Raw genomic sequence first — 16,990 nt, forward strand, 5'->3', positions numbered from 1 at the left:
GGTCTGGGGTTGGCGATCAGTCAGGCCCTGGTCGAGATCATGGGGGGGCGGATCGAGGTGACGAGTACCGTCGGGGTCGGCTCCACCTTCGCATTCACCATCGCCTGGCGGGAAAGCCCGTCGCCGGAGCGCCGCGTGACCGAAACGATCTCACTTGCGGGACTCCGCGCGCTGATGGTGGACGACAACGAGGCCAACCGTCGGATCCTGTCCGGTCAGCTCTCCCGGTGGGGGATGAAATGTACCGTGACCGCGACGTCCGATGAGATGATCGCGGACGCCAGGAACAGCCCTGTTCCCGATATCGCGATCCTCGACATGCAACTGCCGGGGATGGACGGCGCTGCAGTCGCCCGGGTGCTGCAGGACCTGCCGGGATGGCAGGACACCCCGATGATCCTGCTCACGAGCATGAGCGCGACACTGAGCAAAGCGCGCAAGGCGCCTTTCGCGGCGGTCCTGACGAAGCCGGTGCGCAGCGCCCAACTGCAGCGCGTCGTCATCGAAGTGCTTTCCGGCCAGGTCGCCGCGGGCTCCGAGGTGCCCGCGCGTGCGGACGCAGCTTCCGGATTGCGAATCCTCCTCGCGGAGGACAACCTCGTCAACCAGAAGGTCGCGCAATTGATGCTCGCCAAGGGCGGTCACCGCGTCGACACCGTCAGTAACGGTCTGGAAGCCGTTCAGGCAGTCCAACTCGGCGACTTCGACGTCGTCCTGATGGACGTGCACATGCCGATCGTGGACGGGCTCGAGGCCACGCGGTTGATCCGGGTACTGGGCGACAGTATCCGCCAGCCCATGATCATCGCGCTGACGGCGAGTGTCACGGCGGAAGCGCGCCGGGCCTGTGCCGACGCGGGCATGGACCAGTACCTCAGCAAACCGATCCGGGTCGAGGAACTCGCGGAGGCCCTTGCCCTCACCAGTAGGGTGCCAGTGCCGGTGCCAGTGCCAGTGCCAGTGCCAGTGCCGACTCCGGTGCCGAGTCCGGAGCCGGACCTCGCGGCAGGCCTCTCCACGACGCCGGTGGCCGAGAAAGCACCGGTGCTCGATCCCGAGTTGTTCGGCTACCTCGACGAGATGGGCGCCGAGACCAAGGCCGTTCTGCTGCAACACGTCCTCGACGAAAGCGGCGGCCACCTGGCGGCCCTTCGGGCGGAGCTCGACCGCGGCAACCTGGTGCAGGCCGCGTTCATCGCCCACCGGCTGCGCGGGAGCAGCGCCACGATCGGGGCAAGCGGGCTCGCCGCCGTATGCGGGGAGATCGAAGCATCCGCCAACCATGGTGGACCGGTCACGGAGGATCACCTGGCCAGGCTGGAGGCAGTCATCGCCGAGGTGACGGCGGTGCTCACTCCCCACCTCGCGGCCACGCTCGACGCGAGGTGACCCTGCTCGCCGGGCAGCATCAACCGTCGACCGGGCAACGGTCAGAGTCTGTTCACCGGGGGTACCCGTCACTGTTACCGGCACGCCATACCGTGTGAGCAGTGGCAATATGAGCTGCCGCTCCGAGTGCTCCATCGCACAGTTTTGGGAGAATCCTCATGAAGAGACAGACCTCCGTTTTCACCTCGACCACCCTTGTGACCGCACTGGTCGCGAGCGTCATCCTCACTGGATTCGGCGGTGCCGCTCTAGCGGCCTCAGCCGATGACGGAAACGACAGGGCCCGCGCCACCAACGTCATCTACCTCCTGGGCGATGGCATGGGTCGCACCCACGTCACCGCCGCCCGCGAACGCTACTACGGCGCCGCAGGCAAGCTCGCCATGGAAACGCTGCCTGCCCAGGGCTTTGTCAGTACGTACGCCGTCGAGAAGCTCTCCGGCCAGCCGGGTGCCACCGACTTCAAGCCCAATCCGGTGACCGATTCGGCCTCTGCGGCGACGGCATGGTCGTCCGGTGTCAAGACTTACAACGCGGCCCTCGGCGTCGATGCCAAGGGTATGGTCGTTCCCACGATGATGGAACTGGCCAAGAAGGCCGGCTACCGCACCGGAAACGTCTCGACCGCTGAGATCACGGATGCCACTCCCGCCGGCCAGATGAGCCACGCCCTCGCCAGGGGATGCCAGGGTCCGGTGTACTCCGATGCGGCCTGCCAGGACCTGTCCATCACGGGGGCAGCCCTCCCGACGAGCGACGTACGGGTCACCCCCATCGCCGACCAGATCGCCCGCAACGGCACGGCCGACGTCATCCTGGGTGGCGGGCTCAGCCGTTTCGATGCCGCTGACGAGACGGCGCTCAAGGGGCAGGGCTACTCGGTCCTCGGCTCCATCACCGGCCAGTCGATCGCCACGAAAGCCGACCTGGCCGCCGCCTCCGGTGCCAAGGTCTTCGGACTCTTCAACAAGGGCAACCTGACCGTTGAGAAGACCAAGCAGGACAACCCGTCTTCGGTCCAGGCGCAGGAACCGACCCTGTCGGAGATGACGAGCAAGGCGATTGACTTGCTGCAGAAGGGCAAGAACAATGCGGACAAGAACGACCGGAGCGGAAAGGGAGGCCAGGGGTTCTACCTTCAGATTGAAGGCGCCCTCATCGACAAGCGCTCACACGCCAACGATGCCGCGCAGACCCTCGGCGAAATGAAGGCATTTGATGACGCGGTCGCCATCGTCAAGGACTTTGCCAAGCGAGACGGAAACACCCTCGTCATCGTGACCGCGGACCACGAGTGCGCCGGATTCAACATCATCGAGAAGGGCACCTTCACGAACGCCGAGGCCGGGACTCCGCCGGCCAACGTCGACAGCGGGAACTCCGCGAACAACTCCACCCCGACCCGGCCCTCCAATTCCAAGGATGCCGCCCGCTCAACGGGCATCGTGAACGGTGCCGGCGCCGCAGACCCGAAGAACTTCGGGCCGGCGACCTTCCGGACCCCGACGGATGCGGCGGGTGTCGTCGACGGCTCCCCGGACGCCGGACTCTGGTTGACCTATCTCTCCGGCAATCACACCGGGGCGGATGTCCCGGTGTTCGCCACGGGGCCCGGGTCGGATCAGCTCCAGGGCACGATCGATAACACGGCGCTCTTCGGGATAGTCGGGCGCGCGCTCCGAGTGGTGTAGTCGGACCTCGCATGAAGACCAGATCCGGAATCGCCGCGGCGCTGAGTGTCGTCGCCATCTGTGCGGTCGTCGGCGTTGCCGTGTATGCGGCGGCAACCGGCGCCCACAGTGACGCGCAAACGGCCGCCGCGACGCAGTTCACTCCTCAGGCGACCTTTGCAGGACTGACACCGTCGACCGGGAACCCCGAGCTTGAGAGCCTGAATCTGGTGCACCCGAGCCCGGGGACGATCGTTGCGGCGGCCGGTCCCTTCGACGACCGGTTCGTGCTCGAGGACCTCGCCTTCGACGGGGGTGCGGTATCGGGTGCCGTACGTGTGACGAGCGACGTGAGCGACGTGCTCGACCTCGAGGTGCTGGCCGGGTTCTATGACGCCGATGGTGTCCTGGTCGGCAGTGGTCGTTTCGTCCACCACCTGAGCGAGGACACCACCCACACCGAGCCGCCGATAGAACGTCAGGAGTTCACAATCGCGGTACCCGGGGATGTGTCCGGCCGGGCCGTGGCCGTGTCGATCGGGGTCCCGGTCCTCGTCAACGAATGACCCGATGAGTCGCGGGCCGGCCTGTTCCCCGTCATGAAGCACCCGCGCTGCACCATTCCTGGTGCGAGCATCGCGACCTCACGCGAGCCCCATTGGGATCAGACCCGGCCATCGTCGCGGAGGATCGTGTTTTTGCTGGTGAACAGTACGGGTTTCTGGTCGGGGTCGAGTCCGGGTGGTGGGGTGAGCCAGTACTGGCCGGTGTCGTCGCGGGTGATGTGCCAGTGTTCGTTGTGGAGCCTGAGGTGGTCGGCCCGGCAGAGCAGGATGCCTTGGTCGAGGTTGGTCTGGCCGGTGTCGTCTTTCCAGTGTTGGATGTGGTGGGTTTCGGTCCAGGAGGGTGGCCGGTCGCAGCCGGGCCACATGCAGCCGCCGTCGCGGAGGGCGAGGGCCGCGCTTTGGGCGGGGCTGAACGTGCGCTGTTCGCGGCCGAGGTCGACGCCGTGGCCGTGGTCGTCGAAGGTGACGTCGAGGAGTCCGCTGTCGCACCGGTTCCGTTCCAAGGTCTCGGCCGCGACCGTCACCGCAGTCCCCTCGATGACGCCGGGCTGGAGCGCGGGTGCGCGGTTTCGGGGTTCGCCGCAGCGTCGGCTGTGGGTGACGGGGCCTCGGTTGGCGCGGCATCGGTGGTTGTGGTTCCCCTGGGCGCGAAACCGGCGGGTGTGGTGCTCCTGGGGCGGATGGTGATCATGCGGACGGCGGGGCTGCGGCTTCCGGCGATGCGCTTGGGGTCGGCTTTGACGCCGAGTTTGGTCAGGGCGAGGAATGCGTCCGCGGTGAGCTGTTCGNCCGCTTCGCCCACGCGGCCTGCTCCTTGTCCACGAAGCGCACCCCGCCCCGGCGGGGACTGGTGATGGCGTCGTAGGTACTCATCAGGTACTCGCCGTCTTCGGGGGCGAACAGGCCGACCATGCGCACCTGCCCCGTGTGGAGTCGCCAGAACCGCAGGGACCGGTCGTCGTAGACGGCTTTCTCCCGGGCGGCGATGCCGGCTTCATCGAGCACGTCCCGCACCCGGCGGGCCCGCTTGAACAGCTGGTCAGCGTTCAGGGTCCGAGCTTCGGTGAGGAGCCGGGCCAGGGCGGTCGCGAGTTTCTCCGGGGTGATCGCCCGGTCCAGGTCGCCCAGGCCCTTCCGGAGCGAGTCCGCCTTCTCAACACTGAGCCAGCCTTCTCGCAACGCCCGGCCGATCGGCGCGTGCCACGGCGGCACCGCGGCCGCAGGAACCGGCGGGTCGACTGGCGGCAGGTCTGGAGCGGCCTCGTTGAGGGGCGGAGTCCCGTCGAGTAACTTCTGCGCCTCGGCGGCTTCGCGGGCGGCCTTCTCGGCGGCGTCGGCCTCGGCCAGCAGCCGGCCCACCCCGAGGAGCTTGACAGCATCGCCCTTGCTTGACCCAGACACGCTCTGCAGCAGGTCTTCCGGAGTCCGGAAGCCTTGCCGGGCCGCGAGGCCCTTCCCGCCGAGTTCCGGACGGGACCGCCGGGCGAGTGTCGCGGCGAACCAGGCAGCCTGGGTGTCCAAGGCCCGCCGGGCTCCCGCGATCAACACGTGCCCCTCGAGCACCGCCTCGTCACTGAGAGTGTCGACAGCGGCGGACGAACCACCCAGCCCGGTGACGACATCCGCCATCGACCGCAACCCGCCGAGAACACCGCCCTGCACCCGTTCGCCATGCGGCTGATCGGGTGAAGCGGGTGACTCGGGAAGGTTGATCATGCCCCCACGCTACGACCAACCACCGACACTCTCTGAGCATGGCTCAGGTCTGTGGAAACTAACTCTGATCAGGTATCTGGTGAGGACAGGGTCGCTCGATCACCCGCCGGCTACTCGTCGTCGGCCTCGGCGCGCGGATGCCGTTTCGCGTCGGCAGGGGGGAGGTCGCCGGGCGTGCTGACTTCCTCGCCGGTCTCGGCGTTGACGGCGGTCTGGCCGGGCGGAAGGTTCGACAGGTCCGGCGCGATCATCGTCGGCATCAGCTTGGAGTCCGGCAGTCCGAATCGAGGAATCGACTCCGCTTCGGTTGTGGCGAGCACGAGGTCGTCGGACTGGCGCGGCAGGGTGCGGCCGCGGAAGAAATTCGGGTTGACCGCCCACCAGACCAGCATCACGACCACACCGAGCACCAGTGCGCCGATCCCGACGACGGCGACGGCGCCGATGCCGAAGATCGTGACGTTGTCCCCGTTATCGTCGGTGAGCCAGTCGACCGTGGCGTACTGCTGCAGCCCGTAGACGAAGGCCGCGGTCAGCATCAGGCCGCCGAGCAGTGGGAAGAGGCCCCGCATGATCACGTTCCGGAACGACGACCACATCGACCTGCGGTAATACCAGACGCACGCGAAACCGGTGAGCCCGTAGTAGAAGGCGATCATCAGGCCGACGGAACCGATCAGCGCCCCGAGCAGCTGGACACTGATCAGGGTGAAGAGCAGGTAGAACCCGATCGAAATGCCGCCCATGGCGAGGGTGGCCCAGGTCGGGGTGAGGTACCGCGGGTGGATCTTTGCGAAGCGTGCGGGCAGGGCGCGATAGACACCCATCGACAGGGCCGTGCGGGCGGTGGGCAGGATCGTGGTCTGCGTCGACGCGGAGGCCGAGGTGAGGATCGAGGCCGAGAGGAGGAGCATCGCGAGGTTGCCGAGGGTGCTGTCACCGAACAGCGCCGGCCCGATCGCGGCGAAGACGTCCGCCGAGTTCGCGTCGTTGCCGAGTCCCACACCGTCGGTGCCGACGCCCGCGAAGGCGACCGCCGCGATGGTCACGAGGGCATAGGTGCCGAGCAGGAGCAGGGTGCTGATGATGGCGGCCCGGCCAGGGGTCTTGCTCGGGTCGGCCGTCTCCTCGTTGACGGAGACGGCTGTGTCCCAGCCCCAATAGATGAACACGGCGGTCAGCACGGCGGGGGCGATCACACTGCCGAAGTCGAGCGTGAACGGGTTGAACCAGTCGAGCGTCGGGGTCAGCGAGTAGCTTTCCGCGCTCCCCGTGTACACGCGGATGAGCGCGAAGACGGCGAACATGATCAGCACGACAACCTCGATGCCCAGGAGCACGTACTGGATGCGGGCGGAGAGTTCGATACCGCGGTAGCAGATCCAGGTCATGATCACGATCCAGAGCACACCGGCGACCGTCGACCAGAACTGGTCGTTCGCGAGGTCGGCGACACCCGTCAGTCCGAGGTCGCCCATGAAGGTGAATGAGTAGGAACCGGCCACCTGTGCGAGGTTGGCCATCACGATGACGTCTGCGGCGATGATGCCCCAGCCACCGAGCCAGCCGGTGATCGGGCCGAACGCACGGGTGGCCCAGGTGAAGGTCGTTCCGCAGTCCGGCTCCGCCTTGTTGAGTTCCTGGTATGCGACCGCGATGAGGTACATCGGGATGAAGGCGAGCAGCACGATACCCGGCGCCTTGACGCCGGCGAGAAGGGCTCCGCCGCTCGCGACGATGAAGCCGAGGCTCGCGGCGAGGCTGTACGCGGGGGCCGTTGACGCCATTCCGACGACGACGCTCGACAGCAGGCCGAGCGCCCCGCCTTTCAGCCCCTTGCTGTCGACCTGGTCGGAACGTTTCTCGCCGGCTTGGGACGAAGCGCTATCGGTCATCGGTACTCCCCACGTGAGGGCCGACCGGGGTCGGCAACAGGGCGGAACAGGACGAACGCGGTCCCTCAGCGGTGAGCGATCGTGATTGACACCGTTCTACCCCTGTTTCCCGCGGCCCGCACCTGCCCAATGTTCCGGTTTCGCATGTTTCTGGGCCGAGGGAGGGACCCGCGATCACCAGTCGGGCAGGAATTCCTGCCACACCGCCCGACGGTCCCCGCGGGGATCCGACTCGACGCGGTCCTCCGCATCGATGATCAGGGTCAGGCGGTCCTCCGCGGTGAAGCGGGGCCAGTCGGCGTCGGGACGGCCGGTGAGCGCGAAGTGCAGCCAGTTCCGGCGCATCCGCTCGCCCGCGTTGATGAAGAGCTCGCGACCGCCGAGCACGCTCATGATCCGGGCGACCGGCAGGTCGGTCTGGTCGAACAGGGCGAAAAGCTCGATTCCGTGGGTCGCGCCGAATCCGAGCATGTGCATCAGGCGCGGCGCGAGGTCGAAGCGGTAGACGTACACCGGCGCGACCCTGGAGTGCAGCTCCCCGAGCTGCAGGCTCGGGTACCAGAACACGAAGTCGCTGCCGAAATCGACCGAGCCGCGCAGCGGTGACAACCCCGCGTACACCGCGCGCATCGCCTCGTGTGAGCTCTCCGGTGCCTGGTCGAAGATGGCGCTGATCCGGGGAGCCGAATGCGGCAGGATGTCGACCCTGCCGCGGAAGAGGGTGCCTTCCCGCTCGTTGGAGCCGATGATGAGCGGGACCCGGTGTTCGCGGCCGGCGCGGAAGGCATCGACCGGGCGTTCCGGCAGGAAGTCGCCGTCGACGACGGGCACGAGGCAGAAGGTGCCCGGGTTCGAGTCCGGGGTCCGGGTCTGCACCGCGATGACAGCCTGGGAGATCACGTCGGCGGGTGCCATGGCGAGCAGCTCGTCCGGGGCCAGGCCGACCGCTCCGGCGTCGGCTTCCGTGAGCGTCCGCAACTCCTCGACGACCTCCCCGGCCCAGGCATCCGTGAGTTCCCGCGAGAACGCGGCGTTGGACGGCGAGCTCTGGGCGATCGCGCGCGCGAAGAGCCCCTCGGCCGCCGGCGTCGCCATCAGTGTGATGACGGCGTTCCCTCCCGCCGATTCCCCGAACACGGTGACGTTGTTCGGGTTCCCGCCGAAGGCGCGGATGTTGTCCCGCACCCAGCGCAGGGCGGCGACCTGGTCGCGCAACCCGAGGTTGCTCTCAAAGGGGTGGTCCGGCGTCGAGAATCTGGTGAAGTCGATGTAGCCGAGCGCCCCCAGGCGGTAGTTGAAGCTCACGTAGACGACGCGGCCGCTGCGCACGAAGCGCTCGCCGCGGCCGGTGAAGTCCTGGGAGGACCCCACGCTGTACCCTCCGCCGTGGATGAACACCATCACCGGCAGGCCGAGCCGGCGCGGGTGCCCCGCGGCCGGGCGCATGACATTGATCGTCAGGCAATCTTCCCCTGAGGCGCTGCGCGGCCCGTGGGCCCGAAACTGCCCGCGGTGCGGTTGTGAGGCGATCTTCCCGAACCTCGAGGCGTCACGGATGCCTGCCCACGATTCCACAGGACGCGGCGCCCGGAAACGCCCGTCGCCGACCGGTGGCGCCGCATACGGGATGCCGCGCCAGGCCAGTATCCCGTCCTCGTGCACTCCGCGCACGATCCCGCCGCTGACGCGGACGTCGAGCCGGCCCCGGGGGAGCGAGACGGAGCGAAGGGGGGCTCCCAAACCGGGGCCGGGGCCTGGATGCGGTTCATCGTCGAGGGTCACTGCTGTGGACATGCGCTCCTCCTCGTGGGAATCTTCTGGAGTTGTCTTGGTCCTTCGTGTGGGTGGTGGGTCTGGGTCTGGGTCGGGGTTCTGGTGGGTACTGGTGGGTACCGGGTTCGGTTCAGCGGTACTCGGGGTTGGGCTCGAAGCCGAAGCGCTCGCCGGAGTCCCAGTCCTTGCGGAGGTTCCCGTAGGCGGGGAAGCCGCCGTTGGCCTTCAGGATCGCCGCGAGGTGCATCAGGTTCCAGGTCATGAAGGTCGTGTTGCGGTTGGTGAAGTCGTTCAGGGGGCCGCCGGACCCGGCGTCCAGGTAGCTCGGACCCGGCCCGATCTCGCCGATCCAACCGGCGTCCGCGGCCGGCGGGATCGAGTAGCCGATGTGCTGCAGGCTGTAGAGGATGTTCGACGAGCAGTGCTTCACGCCATCCTCGTTGCCGGTGATGATGGCGCCGCCGACCTTGCCGTAATAGACGTACTGGCCCTTGTCGTTGAACTCTCCACTCATCGCGTAGAGCCGCTCGATCACGCGTTTCGTCACCGAACTGTTGTCGCCGAGCCAGATCGGGCCGCCGATCACGAGGATGTCCGCCGTCTGCACCTTGTCGAAGAGCGCCGGCCAGGCATCCGTCTTCCAGCCGTGCTCCGTCATGTCGGGATAGACGCCGGTCGCGATGTCGTGGTCGATCGCCCGGATCGTTTCGGCGTAGACGCCCTGCTCGTGCATCAGGTTCATGCTCAGGTCGATGATCGCCTGGGTATTGCTGGCTTCGGGGCTGCGCTTGAGCGTGCAATTGATGAACAGGGCACGCAGCCCGGAATAGTCGTAGGAGGCCTGGGTATTACGGCTCGGGGTCATGGCGCCAGTGTTGCACCCGCTCCGCGCACCGGCTACCCCGGGGCGCGGGTTCACTTCGTCCGGGATCCGGGGTTAGATTGCCGGGTGACTCCTCGCGAACGCCGCATCCTGATCGTCGCCGTCCTCTCCTCCTTCGTCGCGTTCCTCGACGGGTCCATCGTCAACGTCGCACTCCCCGCGATCTCCCGCGAACTCGGCGGCGGCCTCACCCTGCAGCAGTGGGTCGTCGACGGCTACCTGCTCTCCCTCGGCGCCCTGATCCTCGTGGCCGGCTCGCTCTCGGATACCTTCGGCCGGGTGCGCGTTCTGCGGGTCGGCCTGATCTGGTTCGGGATCACTTCTCTCGCGTGCGCCGTCGCACCGTGGGGCGCCGCCCTCGTCGTCGCGCGGATCCTGCAGGGCGCTGCTGCCGCCCTTCTCGTTCCGAGCTCCCTCGCGCTCATCACCTCGACGTTCACCGGTCCTGCCCAGGGCCGGGCGATCGGCGTCTGGACAGGCTGGACCGGCATCGCGGGCATCGCCGGGCCCATCCTCGGCGGCGTCCTGGTCGACACGAGCAGCTGGCGGCTCGTGTTCGCGATCAACGTGCTCCCGATCGTGGCGACCCTCATCGTGCTCGCCGGAGTGCGGGAACCGGCGCGCACCGCTCCGGCCGCCCGGATCGACGTCGCCGGGGCCTGCCTCGCCGTCGTCGGCCTCGGCGGTCCCGTTTTCGCGCTCATCGAGCAGGGTCGGCTCGGCTGGGGCAGTCCCATCGTGTACCTGCCGCTCGTCTTCGGGCTGCTCTCCCTCGCCGCGTTCCTCTGGTGGGAGGCGCGCGCTCCGCACCCGATGATGCCCCTCGGCCTCTTCCGGGTGCGCAATTTCTGGGCAGGCAACCTCGCGACCGTCGGCATCTACGGTGCGCTGAGCCTCGGTTTCTTCATCTTCGCCGTCTACCTGCAACAGGTCGGCGGCCTCTCGGCGACGAGCGCGGGACTCGCGGGCATCCCGGCGACCCTGATGATGCTGTTCTTCTCGACATTGTTCGGCGGGCTCGCCGGCCGGTTCGGCCCGCGACTCTTCATGACCCTGGGTCCGATCGTGGCGGGCATCGGCTTCCTGATCCTGACCCTGGCCGTTCCCCCGGTGGATGTCTGGCGCACCGTGATCCCCGGCATCGCCGTCGTGGGCCTCGGGCTCTCGATCACGGTGGCACCCCTGACGGGCGCCGTGCTCGGCTCCATCCATCCTGAGCAGGCCGGAATCGGCTCGGCGATCAACAACGCCGTCTCCCGGGTCGCCGGACTCATCATGATCGCCTTCGCCGGCACGATCGCCGGCGAACAGCTCGGCGTCGCCGGGTTCCAGCGGGTCCTGCTGGTCACCGCCACGCTCATGTTCGCCGGCGCACTCGTGTCGTGGCTCGGCATCCGCACCCCGAAGAGCGGGGCGGATGCCGCAGCGCCTGCGGCAGGGGAACCCGCCTGAGCGCGGCATCCGCGCCTCTCCCACCTGCCCTCGAACGGGAGGGGCCGGGAAATCTGTTATAGTTTCTAAGTTGTCTTCGCGAAGGATTTCGCCTGACACATGCGCTCGTAGCTCAACGGATAGAGCATCTGACTACGGATCAGAAGGTTGGGGGTTCGAATCCCTTCGGGCGCACAAGACAAAAGCCCCGCACTCACTGAGATGCGGGGCTTTTTTGTGGCTGTCCGCGGGATCCGCGGCCGAGCCCCCCAGCCGCGTCTCACTCGCCCAGGCGCCCGGGTGGAGCTGCGCGCACGTGCATCCGCTCGCCCTGGCGGCCGAAGAGGGTGAGGAACTCGACGTCGCCCGGACCGACCCGGCCGAACCAGTGCGGCGTGCGGGTGTCGAACTCGGCGGCCTCCCCGGCCGGGAGCACCAGGTCGTGCGTGCCGAGCACGAGCCGGAGGCGGCCCCGGAGCACGTAGATCCACTCGTATCCCTCGTGCACCCTCGGATCCGGCTCACGCTCCGCTACCGTTGCGGGGATCAGGTGTTTGAACGCCTGCGGCCCGCCGCTCGCGCCGCGGGACAGCGGCACGATCGTCTGGTCGCGGTGCCGCGTCGGCCGGAGGTGGATGCGCGGGTCACCCGTCTCCGGCGCCCCGACCAGTTCGTCCAGCGGAACGCCATAGGCCCGCGCCAGTGGCAGCAGCAGCTCGAGTGCGGGACGCCGTTGCCCGGATTCGAGCCGGGACAGCGTGCTGACCGAGATGCCCGTGGCGCGCGACAGTTCGGCGAGTGTCATACCGTGCTCGCTGCGCCGCGCCCGAAGGAGCGGGCCGACGGCGGCGAGCATCGTCTCCGTCGTGGCGGAAGTGTCGTCCATGGGTCGATCTTGCCACTTCGGCAAACGGGCTTGGCGATTCCGTCGATCCTGTCCGAGCATCGAAGCAGGAGGTCTGCCATGACACACGAGGAACACCCGTTCGGCCGCGACTACTGGGAGGAGCGTTACGCCGCCCCAGGGCTGGCGTGGAGCGGCGACCCGAACCCCGTGCTCGTCGCCGAAGTGACACCGCTCGCGCCGGGCCGCGCCCTCGACATCGGCAGCGGGGAAGGCGGCGACGCACTCTGGCTGGCGATGAGCGGGTGGCACGTCACCGGTGTCGACATCTCCACGAACGCGCTCGACAAGGCACGTGCCCGGGCGGAGTCCGTCGACGGACCCGCCGCGGCGCGCATCCGCTGGGAGCAGCACGACCTGACGTCCTGGTCGCCAGAGCCCCGCTCATTCGACCTCGTCACTTCGCAGTTCATGCACCTGCCCGAGAGCGCCCGAAGCGTGCTCTTCCGGGCCCTCGCGGCGGCCGTCGCGCCGGGCGGCACGCTGCTCATCGTCGGTCACGACGTCTCCGACGCTGATGCAGGCGAGCACCGGGCGCACTTCCGCGAGCTGATGTTCGGGGTCGACGACGTGCTCGCCGCGATCGACGGCGCGGAACTCGAGGTCGAGGTCGCCGAATCGCGTGAGCGGGAGGCGCCCGCCGCCCACGACGGCGCGACCCCCGTGCGCGACGTGGTGGTCAGGGCGACCCGGCCGGTCAGGCCTCCGGCAGCAGGATGAACGGCGTCCGGCCGTGGGTCACACCGTTCACCTGCAACTCGACGGCGTGCTCTCCGGGGTAGTAGCGACGGGTGGTGATCGCCCGGAGCGAGTGCCCCTTGGTCAGCAGCACGACCTCGCCTGGCTCCAGGGTCAGGGTCGTGAGCTTGAACGTCTTGCCGGTGAGGGTGCCGTTCGCCTTCTGGTGGTGCAGGACATAGTCGACGGCCAGCCGGGTGGCCACACGGGCGTTGTTGCGGATGCTTGCGGTGAAGTCGACCGTTCCGCCGAACGCCACCTTCGTCTCGGCCAGCACCGGGCCGGCCACCGTCACATCGGCCGCATGGAAGCCGAGCTGGGCGAGGGCGGCAGGATTGCCTCGCTTCACGAGGGTGCGCAGCGCGTGCCGCACGAGCCGGGCGGTGTGCCCGTCCGGCTCGGCGAGCCACTCGGCCGTCGTGGCGACCGCGAGCTCCGGCTGCTGCCTGCTCAGGTCGTTGAGATGGTTGGCGACCGACCGGCGCACGGCCTCGTCATCGTCGCGGTAGAGCGCGTGCAGGATCGGCAGGGTCGCGGTCGGCTCGGCGAGGATCCCCGGGACCCGCCGAGCCCAGGGCAGGAACGGCCGGGTGCCCTCGGTCGCGAGCCTGCGCACGTCGACGTCGGTCGAGGCGGTCCAGCCCAGCACGACCGGGAGCGCCCGCTCGAGGTCGTGGTCGAGGAGTAGCCGGATCGCGAACTCGGAACTGAGCCGGCCGGTGAGCTCGGCGAGCATGCCCAGGGCGTCGTCGAAGGCGGCATCCGTGCCCGCCTCGATGCCCTTGACCGCGATCGCGGTCGACACCGGCCAGATCAGCCAGCCGGTGAACGGCGCGGTTCCCGACGCGGCTGCGCGGATGGTCGCGGCGAATGAGTCGTAGCCGCCCGGCAGGTCTGCCAGCAGGGCGTCACGCAACAGGTCGCTCCGCTCCCGCAGTGAGAGCGGGTCGAGCGCTTCCGTGGCTGCGCGCAGCGCGGTGAGCGGCGCGTGCGGTGTGACGGCCTGGATCGCCGCGGTGAGGGCGACCGCGGTCGGCACTCCGATGAGTTGGTCGGCGAAGGGCATGGGGCTCCTGGTGCTGGTGTAGCGGTGTACCCCTCCAGCGTGCCAGATTGCGGTCGCGCCGAACACCCCGCCGGTTTCTTCCGTCCGCGCCCGAAACGGCGGGCGCGGTGTGCCGAAACCAGCGCGGGCGCGGTGCCGGTCGCGGTGAGAAGCGGATGTCTCAGGCGCGGCCGGCGTCCGCGCTCGCACCGCGGCGCCGAAGGGCAGCAGCCCCCTCCCGGATCCCGAGGAACACGATCGCGGCACCGAGCACGAACGCCCAGTCCAGGACGCCGAGCCCGCTCGTGCCGAAGAAGCCCGCGACCACCGGCACGTAGACGATGACGAGCATGATCGTGATAGCGAGGGCGACTGCATACCAGAACGAGGGGTTGCTGAACTGGTACCTCGTGAAGAACCCGTGCACGCTGCGGCGCTGGATGATGCTGACGAGCTGGCAGATCATGATCGTGACGTAGGTGATCGACATCGCCTGGGCGAGCGGCAGAGCGGGCACGGTCTGGCTGAACGGGTCGATGCCGTTCCGGTCGTAGAACAGCAGGTAGTTCGTGATGGCGAAGATGCCCATCAGGGCACCGCACGAGAGCACGTCGACGATCGACCGTCCGTTCAGGATCCGGGCGCGGGAATCCCGGGGCGGGTCCTTCATCGTCTCCCCTTCGGCGGGGTCCTTGCCGAGCGCCGCGATCGGGAAGATCTCCCCGAGCAGGTCGATCGCGAGGATCTGCAACACGTTCAGGGCGAGGGGCACGCCGAACAGGGAGGCCAGGGCCAGGCTCGCGGTGTTGACCACGAACTCGGCGATGTTCGAGGTCAGGCAGCTGAGAACGCCCTTGGTGATGTTGCGGTAGATCGTCCGTCCCTCGGCGATCGCGTTCACGAGGGTTGCGAAGCTGTCGTCGAGCAGCACGATCTCGGCGGCCTGCTTGGCCACATCCGTCCCGGAGGCGCCCATCGCGACCCCGATGTTCGCATGCCGCAATGCTGGCGCATCGTTGATGCCGTCGCCGGTGACGGCGACGATGTGCCCGGAGGCCTTGACGAGGTCGACGATACGCACCTTGTCCTCCGGCGCGACCCTGCTGAACACCGTGCCGCCGCCGAGTGCGTGACGGAGAACCTCGGCGTCGGGCATCACCGCAAGCTCCGCGCCGGTGACGATGCTGAGCCCGTCGTCGCCAGAGAGCCCGGCCTGGTGTGCGATGGCCTCGGCCGTGAGGGAGAAGTCGCCTGTCACGATGTTGACCTTCACCCCGGCTGCGAGCACGGTCGTCATGGCGGCGGGGACGGCAGCGCGGATCGGGTCCTGCATCGAGACGAGTCCCAGGATGGTCAGGTCGCGTTCGATGACATGGATGTCCCCGCTGGCGGCATCCGCTTCGGTGAGCACCCGCGTCGCGAAGACGAGGTTGCGGAGTGCGCGGCCCGCCTTCTCGGTGTGCCGGGCGAGCAGGGCCGCCCGGTCGGCGTCCGTGAGCGAACGCACGGCGGTGCCGTCGTCGATCAGGGTGGCCCGGGCGAGCAGGCTTTCCGGGGCGCCCTTCGAGTATGCGGTGAGCACTCCGTCCGGGTCCCGGCGGATGCTGGTCATCAGTTTCCGGGTGGAATCGAACGGCAGTTCGTCGATCTCGGGGCAGCGGGCGCGCAGGGCCTCGAGGTCGACTCCGGCCTTGCCGGCCACGACGAGGAGCGCGCCTTCCGTCGGGTCGCCGAGGATGCGCCAGTCGTCGTCCCCGGCAGGGGCGACGAGGCGGGCGTTGTTCGCGAACACCCCGACGGTGAGGAACGCGCGCAGCCGGGCCGTTGCCGTGTCGCTCCGGGATTCCGGCTCGAAGACGCCGACGGGCGCGTAGCCGATCCCGGTGACCCGGTAGTCGGCGCCGCAGACGACGAGTTCGCTGACCGTCATCTCGTTCTTGGTGAGCGTGCCGGTCTTGTCGGTGCAGATCACGTGCGTCGCCCCGAGCGTCTCGACGGAGCTGAGCTTCTTGACCAGGGCGTTCTGCCGGGCGAGGGTGCCGGCCGCGGCGGCGAGCGCAGTGTTGACTTCGGCGGGCAGCCCCTGCGGGATGAGGGCGCAGGCGAATCCGACGGCGAAGAGCATCGCCTCGCGGAGCGGAAGCTCGGACTGCACGGCGATGACAAGCACGACGAGAGACACCACGGCGACGCCATAGCTGACGTACTTCGCGATCTTGCCCGTCTCCACCTGAAGTGGGCTGCGGGTCTGCGGAGCCGACTGGCTGAGCCGGGCGATTCGGCCGAGCTCGGTGTGCATCCCGGTCGCGGTGACGAGTCCGAGCGCCTCACCGGTGGCGACGCTCGTGCCCGCGAAAGCCAGGTTGTGCCGGTCCGCGAGCGGCACCTCGTGCGGGATCGGCCGCGCGTACTTCCGGGTCGGGTCGCTCTCCCCGGTCAGGGCGAAGTCGTTGGTGGAGAAGGCGGTGGTGTCGACCAGTCTCACGTCGGCGGGTACTGAGGCGCCTTCGGTCAGGCGCACCACGTCCCCGGGCACGAGCGCCCGGGATTCGATCTCGGTCAGGGCGCCGTCCCGATAGACCTGGGTGGTCGGGTCGACGAGCCTTTCGAGCGCCTCCATGGTCTTCTCCGCGCGGTTCTCCTGCACGAAACCGATCAGGGTGTTGAATCCGACGAGTGCGACGAGGACGCCGGCGGTGCCCAGGTCGCCGAGAAACCCCGTGATGGCGGCGCTCGCGAGGAGCAACACGATCATCCAGTCGGCGAACTGGCGCAGGTAGCGCCTCAGCGTGGATTCCTTCTTGAGGGTGACGATCGCATTGCTGCCCGCGCGGATCCGCCGCTCGTCCGCGGCGCCGGTCGTGAGGCCGGAGCGGGAGCTCCCGAATGCGCTGAGCACCTCATCAGCTGTTTCCCGATAGATCGACGCGGCGGGGTCAGCAGAATCGGCAGGGTGGAGCTGCGGCAAGCTCATGGACCA

At 68.4% G+C, this 16,990-nt stretch carries 13 protein-coding genes and 1 tRNA gene; 6 read left to right on the forward strand and 8 right to left on the reverse strand.

Annotation, left to right across the window (positions count from 1 at the left end; genetic code table 11):
- The 3 genes from E3O46_RS15630 to E3O46_RS15640 all read left to right on the forward strand — a co-directional run.
- A partial coding sequence (locus E3O46_RS15630; RefSeq protein ID WP_134562031.1) for a response regulator occupies positions 1 to 1,389 on the forward strand: 1,389 nt, incomplete at its 5' end.
- A 158-nt stretch (positions 1,390 to 1,547) separates the two neighbouring features.
- A complete protein-coding gene (locus tag E3O46_RS15635) occupies positions 1,548 to 3,080 on the forward strand; it encodes an alkaline phosphatase (RefSeq protein ID WP_134562032.1) in 1,533 nt (510 codons plus the stop codon).
- 11 nt (positions 3,081 to 3,091) lie between these two features.
- Entirely contained in the window at positions 3,092 to 3,625 is a 534-nt protein-coding gene (locus E3O46_RS15640; protein ID WP_134562033.1) for a hypothetical protein, read from the forward strand.
- A gap of 98 nt (positions 3,626 to 3,723) precedes the next feature.
- On the opposite strand, the gene E3O46_RS15645 is transcribed toward E3O46_RS15640, so the two are convergent.
- From E3O46_RS15645 to E3O46_RS15670, 5 genes are all read right to left on the reverse strand, one after another.
- Positions 3,724 to 4,149: an HNH endonuclease signature motif containing protein gene (locus tag E3O46_RS15645; RefSeq protein WP_134562034.1), complete on the reverse strand. Its 426-nt coding sequence runs from the start codon at positions 4,147 to 4,149 to the stop codon at positions 3,724 to 3,726.
- 229 nt (positions 4,150 to 4,378) lie between these two features.
- A complete protein-coding gene (locus E3O46_RS19075; protein WP_134562036.1) occupies positions 4,379 to 5,341 on the reverse strand; it encodes a DUF222 domain-containing protein in 963 nt (320 codons plus the stop codon).
- Positions 5,342 to 5,451: 110 nt separating this feature from the next.
- Positions 5,452 to 7,236: an APC family permease gene (locus E3O46_RS15660; RefSeq protein WP_134562037.1), complete on the reverse strand. Its 1,785-nt coding sequence runs from the start codon at positions 7,234 to 7,236 to the stop codon at positions 5,452 to 5,454.
- A 174-nt stretch (positions 7,237 to 7,410) separates the two neighbouring features.
- On the reverse strand, positions 7,411 to 9,030 hold the full coding sequence (locus E3O46_RS15665) for a carboxylesterase/lipase family protein (protein ID WP_134562038.1): 1,620 nt from the start codon (positions 9,028 to 9,030) through the stop codon (positions 7,411 to 7,413).
- A gap of 109 nt (positions 9,031 to 9,139) precedes the next feature.
- Positions 9,140 to 9,874 (reverse strand): flavodoxin family protein, encoded by a 735-nt coding sequence (locus E3O46_RS15670; protein ID WP_134562039.1) that lies wholly within the window; start codon positions 9,872 to 9,874, stop codon positions 9,140 to 9,142.
- 84 nt (positions 9,875 to 9,958) lie between these two features.
- On the opposite strand from E3O46_RS15670, the gene E3O46_RS15675 reads away from it, so the two are divergent.
- The gene (locus E3O46_RS15675; protein ID WP_134558641.1) at positions 9,959 to 11,344 is read left to right on the forward strand and encodes an MFS transporter; all 1,386 of its coding nucleotides are present in this window, start codon (positions 9,959 to 9,961) and stop codon (positions 11,342 to 11,344) included.
- A gap of 101 nt (positions 11,345 to 11,445) precedes the next feature.
- Positions 11,446 to 11,518 (forward strand) — tRNA-Arg (locus E3O46_RS15680).
- Between the two features lie 85 nt (positions 11,519 to 11,603).
- Here the strand turns inward: E3O46_RS15680 and E3O46_RS15685 are convergent.
- Positions 11,604 to 12,209, reverse strand: coding sequence for a helix-turn-helix domain-containing protein (locus E3O46_RS15685; RefSeq protein ID WP_241985103.1), 606 nt, complete (start codon positions 12,207 to 12,209; stop codon positions 11,604 to 11,606).
- Positions 12,210 to 12,287: 78 nt separating this feature from the next.
- Here E3O46_RS15685 and E3O46_RS15690 point away from each other — a divergent pair, with 78 nt between their 5' ends.
- Positions 12,288 to 12,947 (forward strand): class I SAM-dependent methyltransferase, encoded by a 660-nt coding sequence (locus E3O46_RS15690; RefSeq protein ID WP_134562040.1) that lies wholly within the window; start codon positions 12,288 to 12,290, stop codon positions 12,945 to 12,947.
- Here the strand turns inward: E3O46_RS15690 and E3O46_RS15695 are convergent.
- Together E3O46_RS15695 and E3O46_RS15700 are read right to left on the reverse strand one after the other, a co-directional pair.
- Positions 12,925 to 14,031: a DNA alkylation repair protein gene (locus E3O46_RS15695; protein WP_134448768.1), complete on the reverse strand. Its 1,107-nt coding sequence runs from the start codon at positions 14,029 to 14,031 to the stop codon at positions 12,925 to 12,927. The two genes, E3O46_RS15690 and E3O46_RS15695, sit on opposite strands and share 23 nt — an antisense overlap.
- Positions 14,032 to 14,191: 160 nt before the next feature.
- Positions 14,192 to 16,984, reverse strand: a complete 2,793-nt coding sequence (locus E3O46_RS15700) for a cation-translocating P-type ATPase (protein WP_134562041.1) — start codon at positions 16,982 to 16,984, stop codon at positions 14,192 to 14,194.
- Positions 16,985 to 16,990 lie beyond the last annotated feature (6 nt).

The organism is Cryobacterium glucosi (assembly GCF_004402235.1).
In the GTDB taxonomy this organism is placed as follows: domain Bacteria; phylum Actinomycetota; class Actinomycetes; order Actinomycetales; family Microbacteriaceae; genus Cryobacterium; species Cryobacterium glucosi.

Bases quoted from the DNA above. Each gene is read 5' to 3' on its own strand.
- E3O46_RS15635 (WP_134562032.1), top strand. From the start codon at position 1,548: ATGAAGAGACAGACCTCCGTTTTCACCTCGACCACCCTTGTGACCGCA.
- E3O46_RS15640 (WP_134562033.1), top strand. From the start codon at position 3,092: ATGAAGACCAGATCCGGAATCGCCGCGGCGCTGAGTGTCGTCGCCATC.
- E3O46_RS15660 (WP_134562037.1), bottom strand. From the start codon at position 7,236: ATGACCGATAGCGCTTCGTCCCAAGCCGGCGAGAAACGTTCCGACCAG.
- E3O46_RS15665 (WP_134562038.1), bottom strand. From the start codon at position 9,030: ATGTCCACAGCAGTGACCCTCGACGATGAACCGCATCCAGGCCCCGGC.
- E3O46_RS15670 (WP_134562039.1), bottom strand. From the start codon at position 9,874: ATGACCCCGAGCCGTAATACCCAGGCCTCCTACGACTATTCCGGGCTG.
- E3O46_RS15685 (WP_241985103.1), bottom strand. From the start codon at position 12,209: ATGGACGACACTTCCGCCACGACGGAGACGATGCTCGCCGCCGTCGGC.
- E3O46_RS15690 (WP_134562040.1), top strand. From the start codon at position 12,288: ATGACACACGAGGAACACCCGTTCGGCCGCGACTACTGGGAGGAGCGT.
- E3O46_RS15695 (WP_134448768.1), bottom strand. From the start codon at position 14,031: ATGCCCTTCGCCGACCAACTCATCGGAGTGCCGACCGCGGTCGCCCTC.
- E3O46_RS15700 (WP_134562041.1), bottom strand. From the start codon at position 16,984: ATGAGCTTGCCGCAGCTCCACCCTGCCGATTCTGCTGACCCCGCCGCG.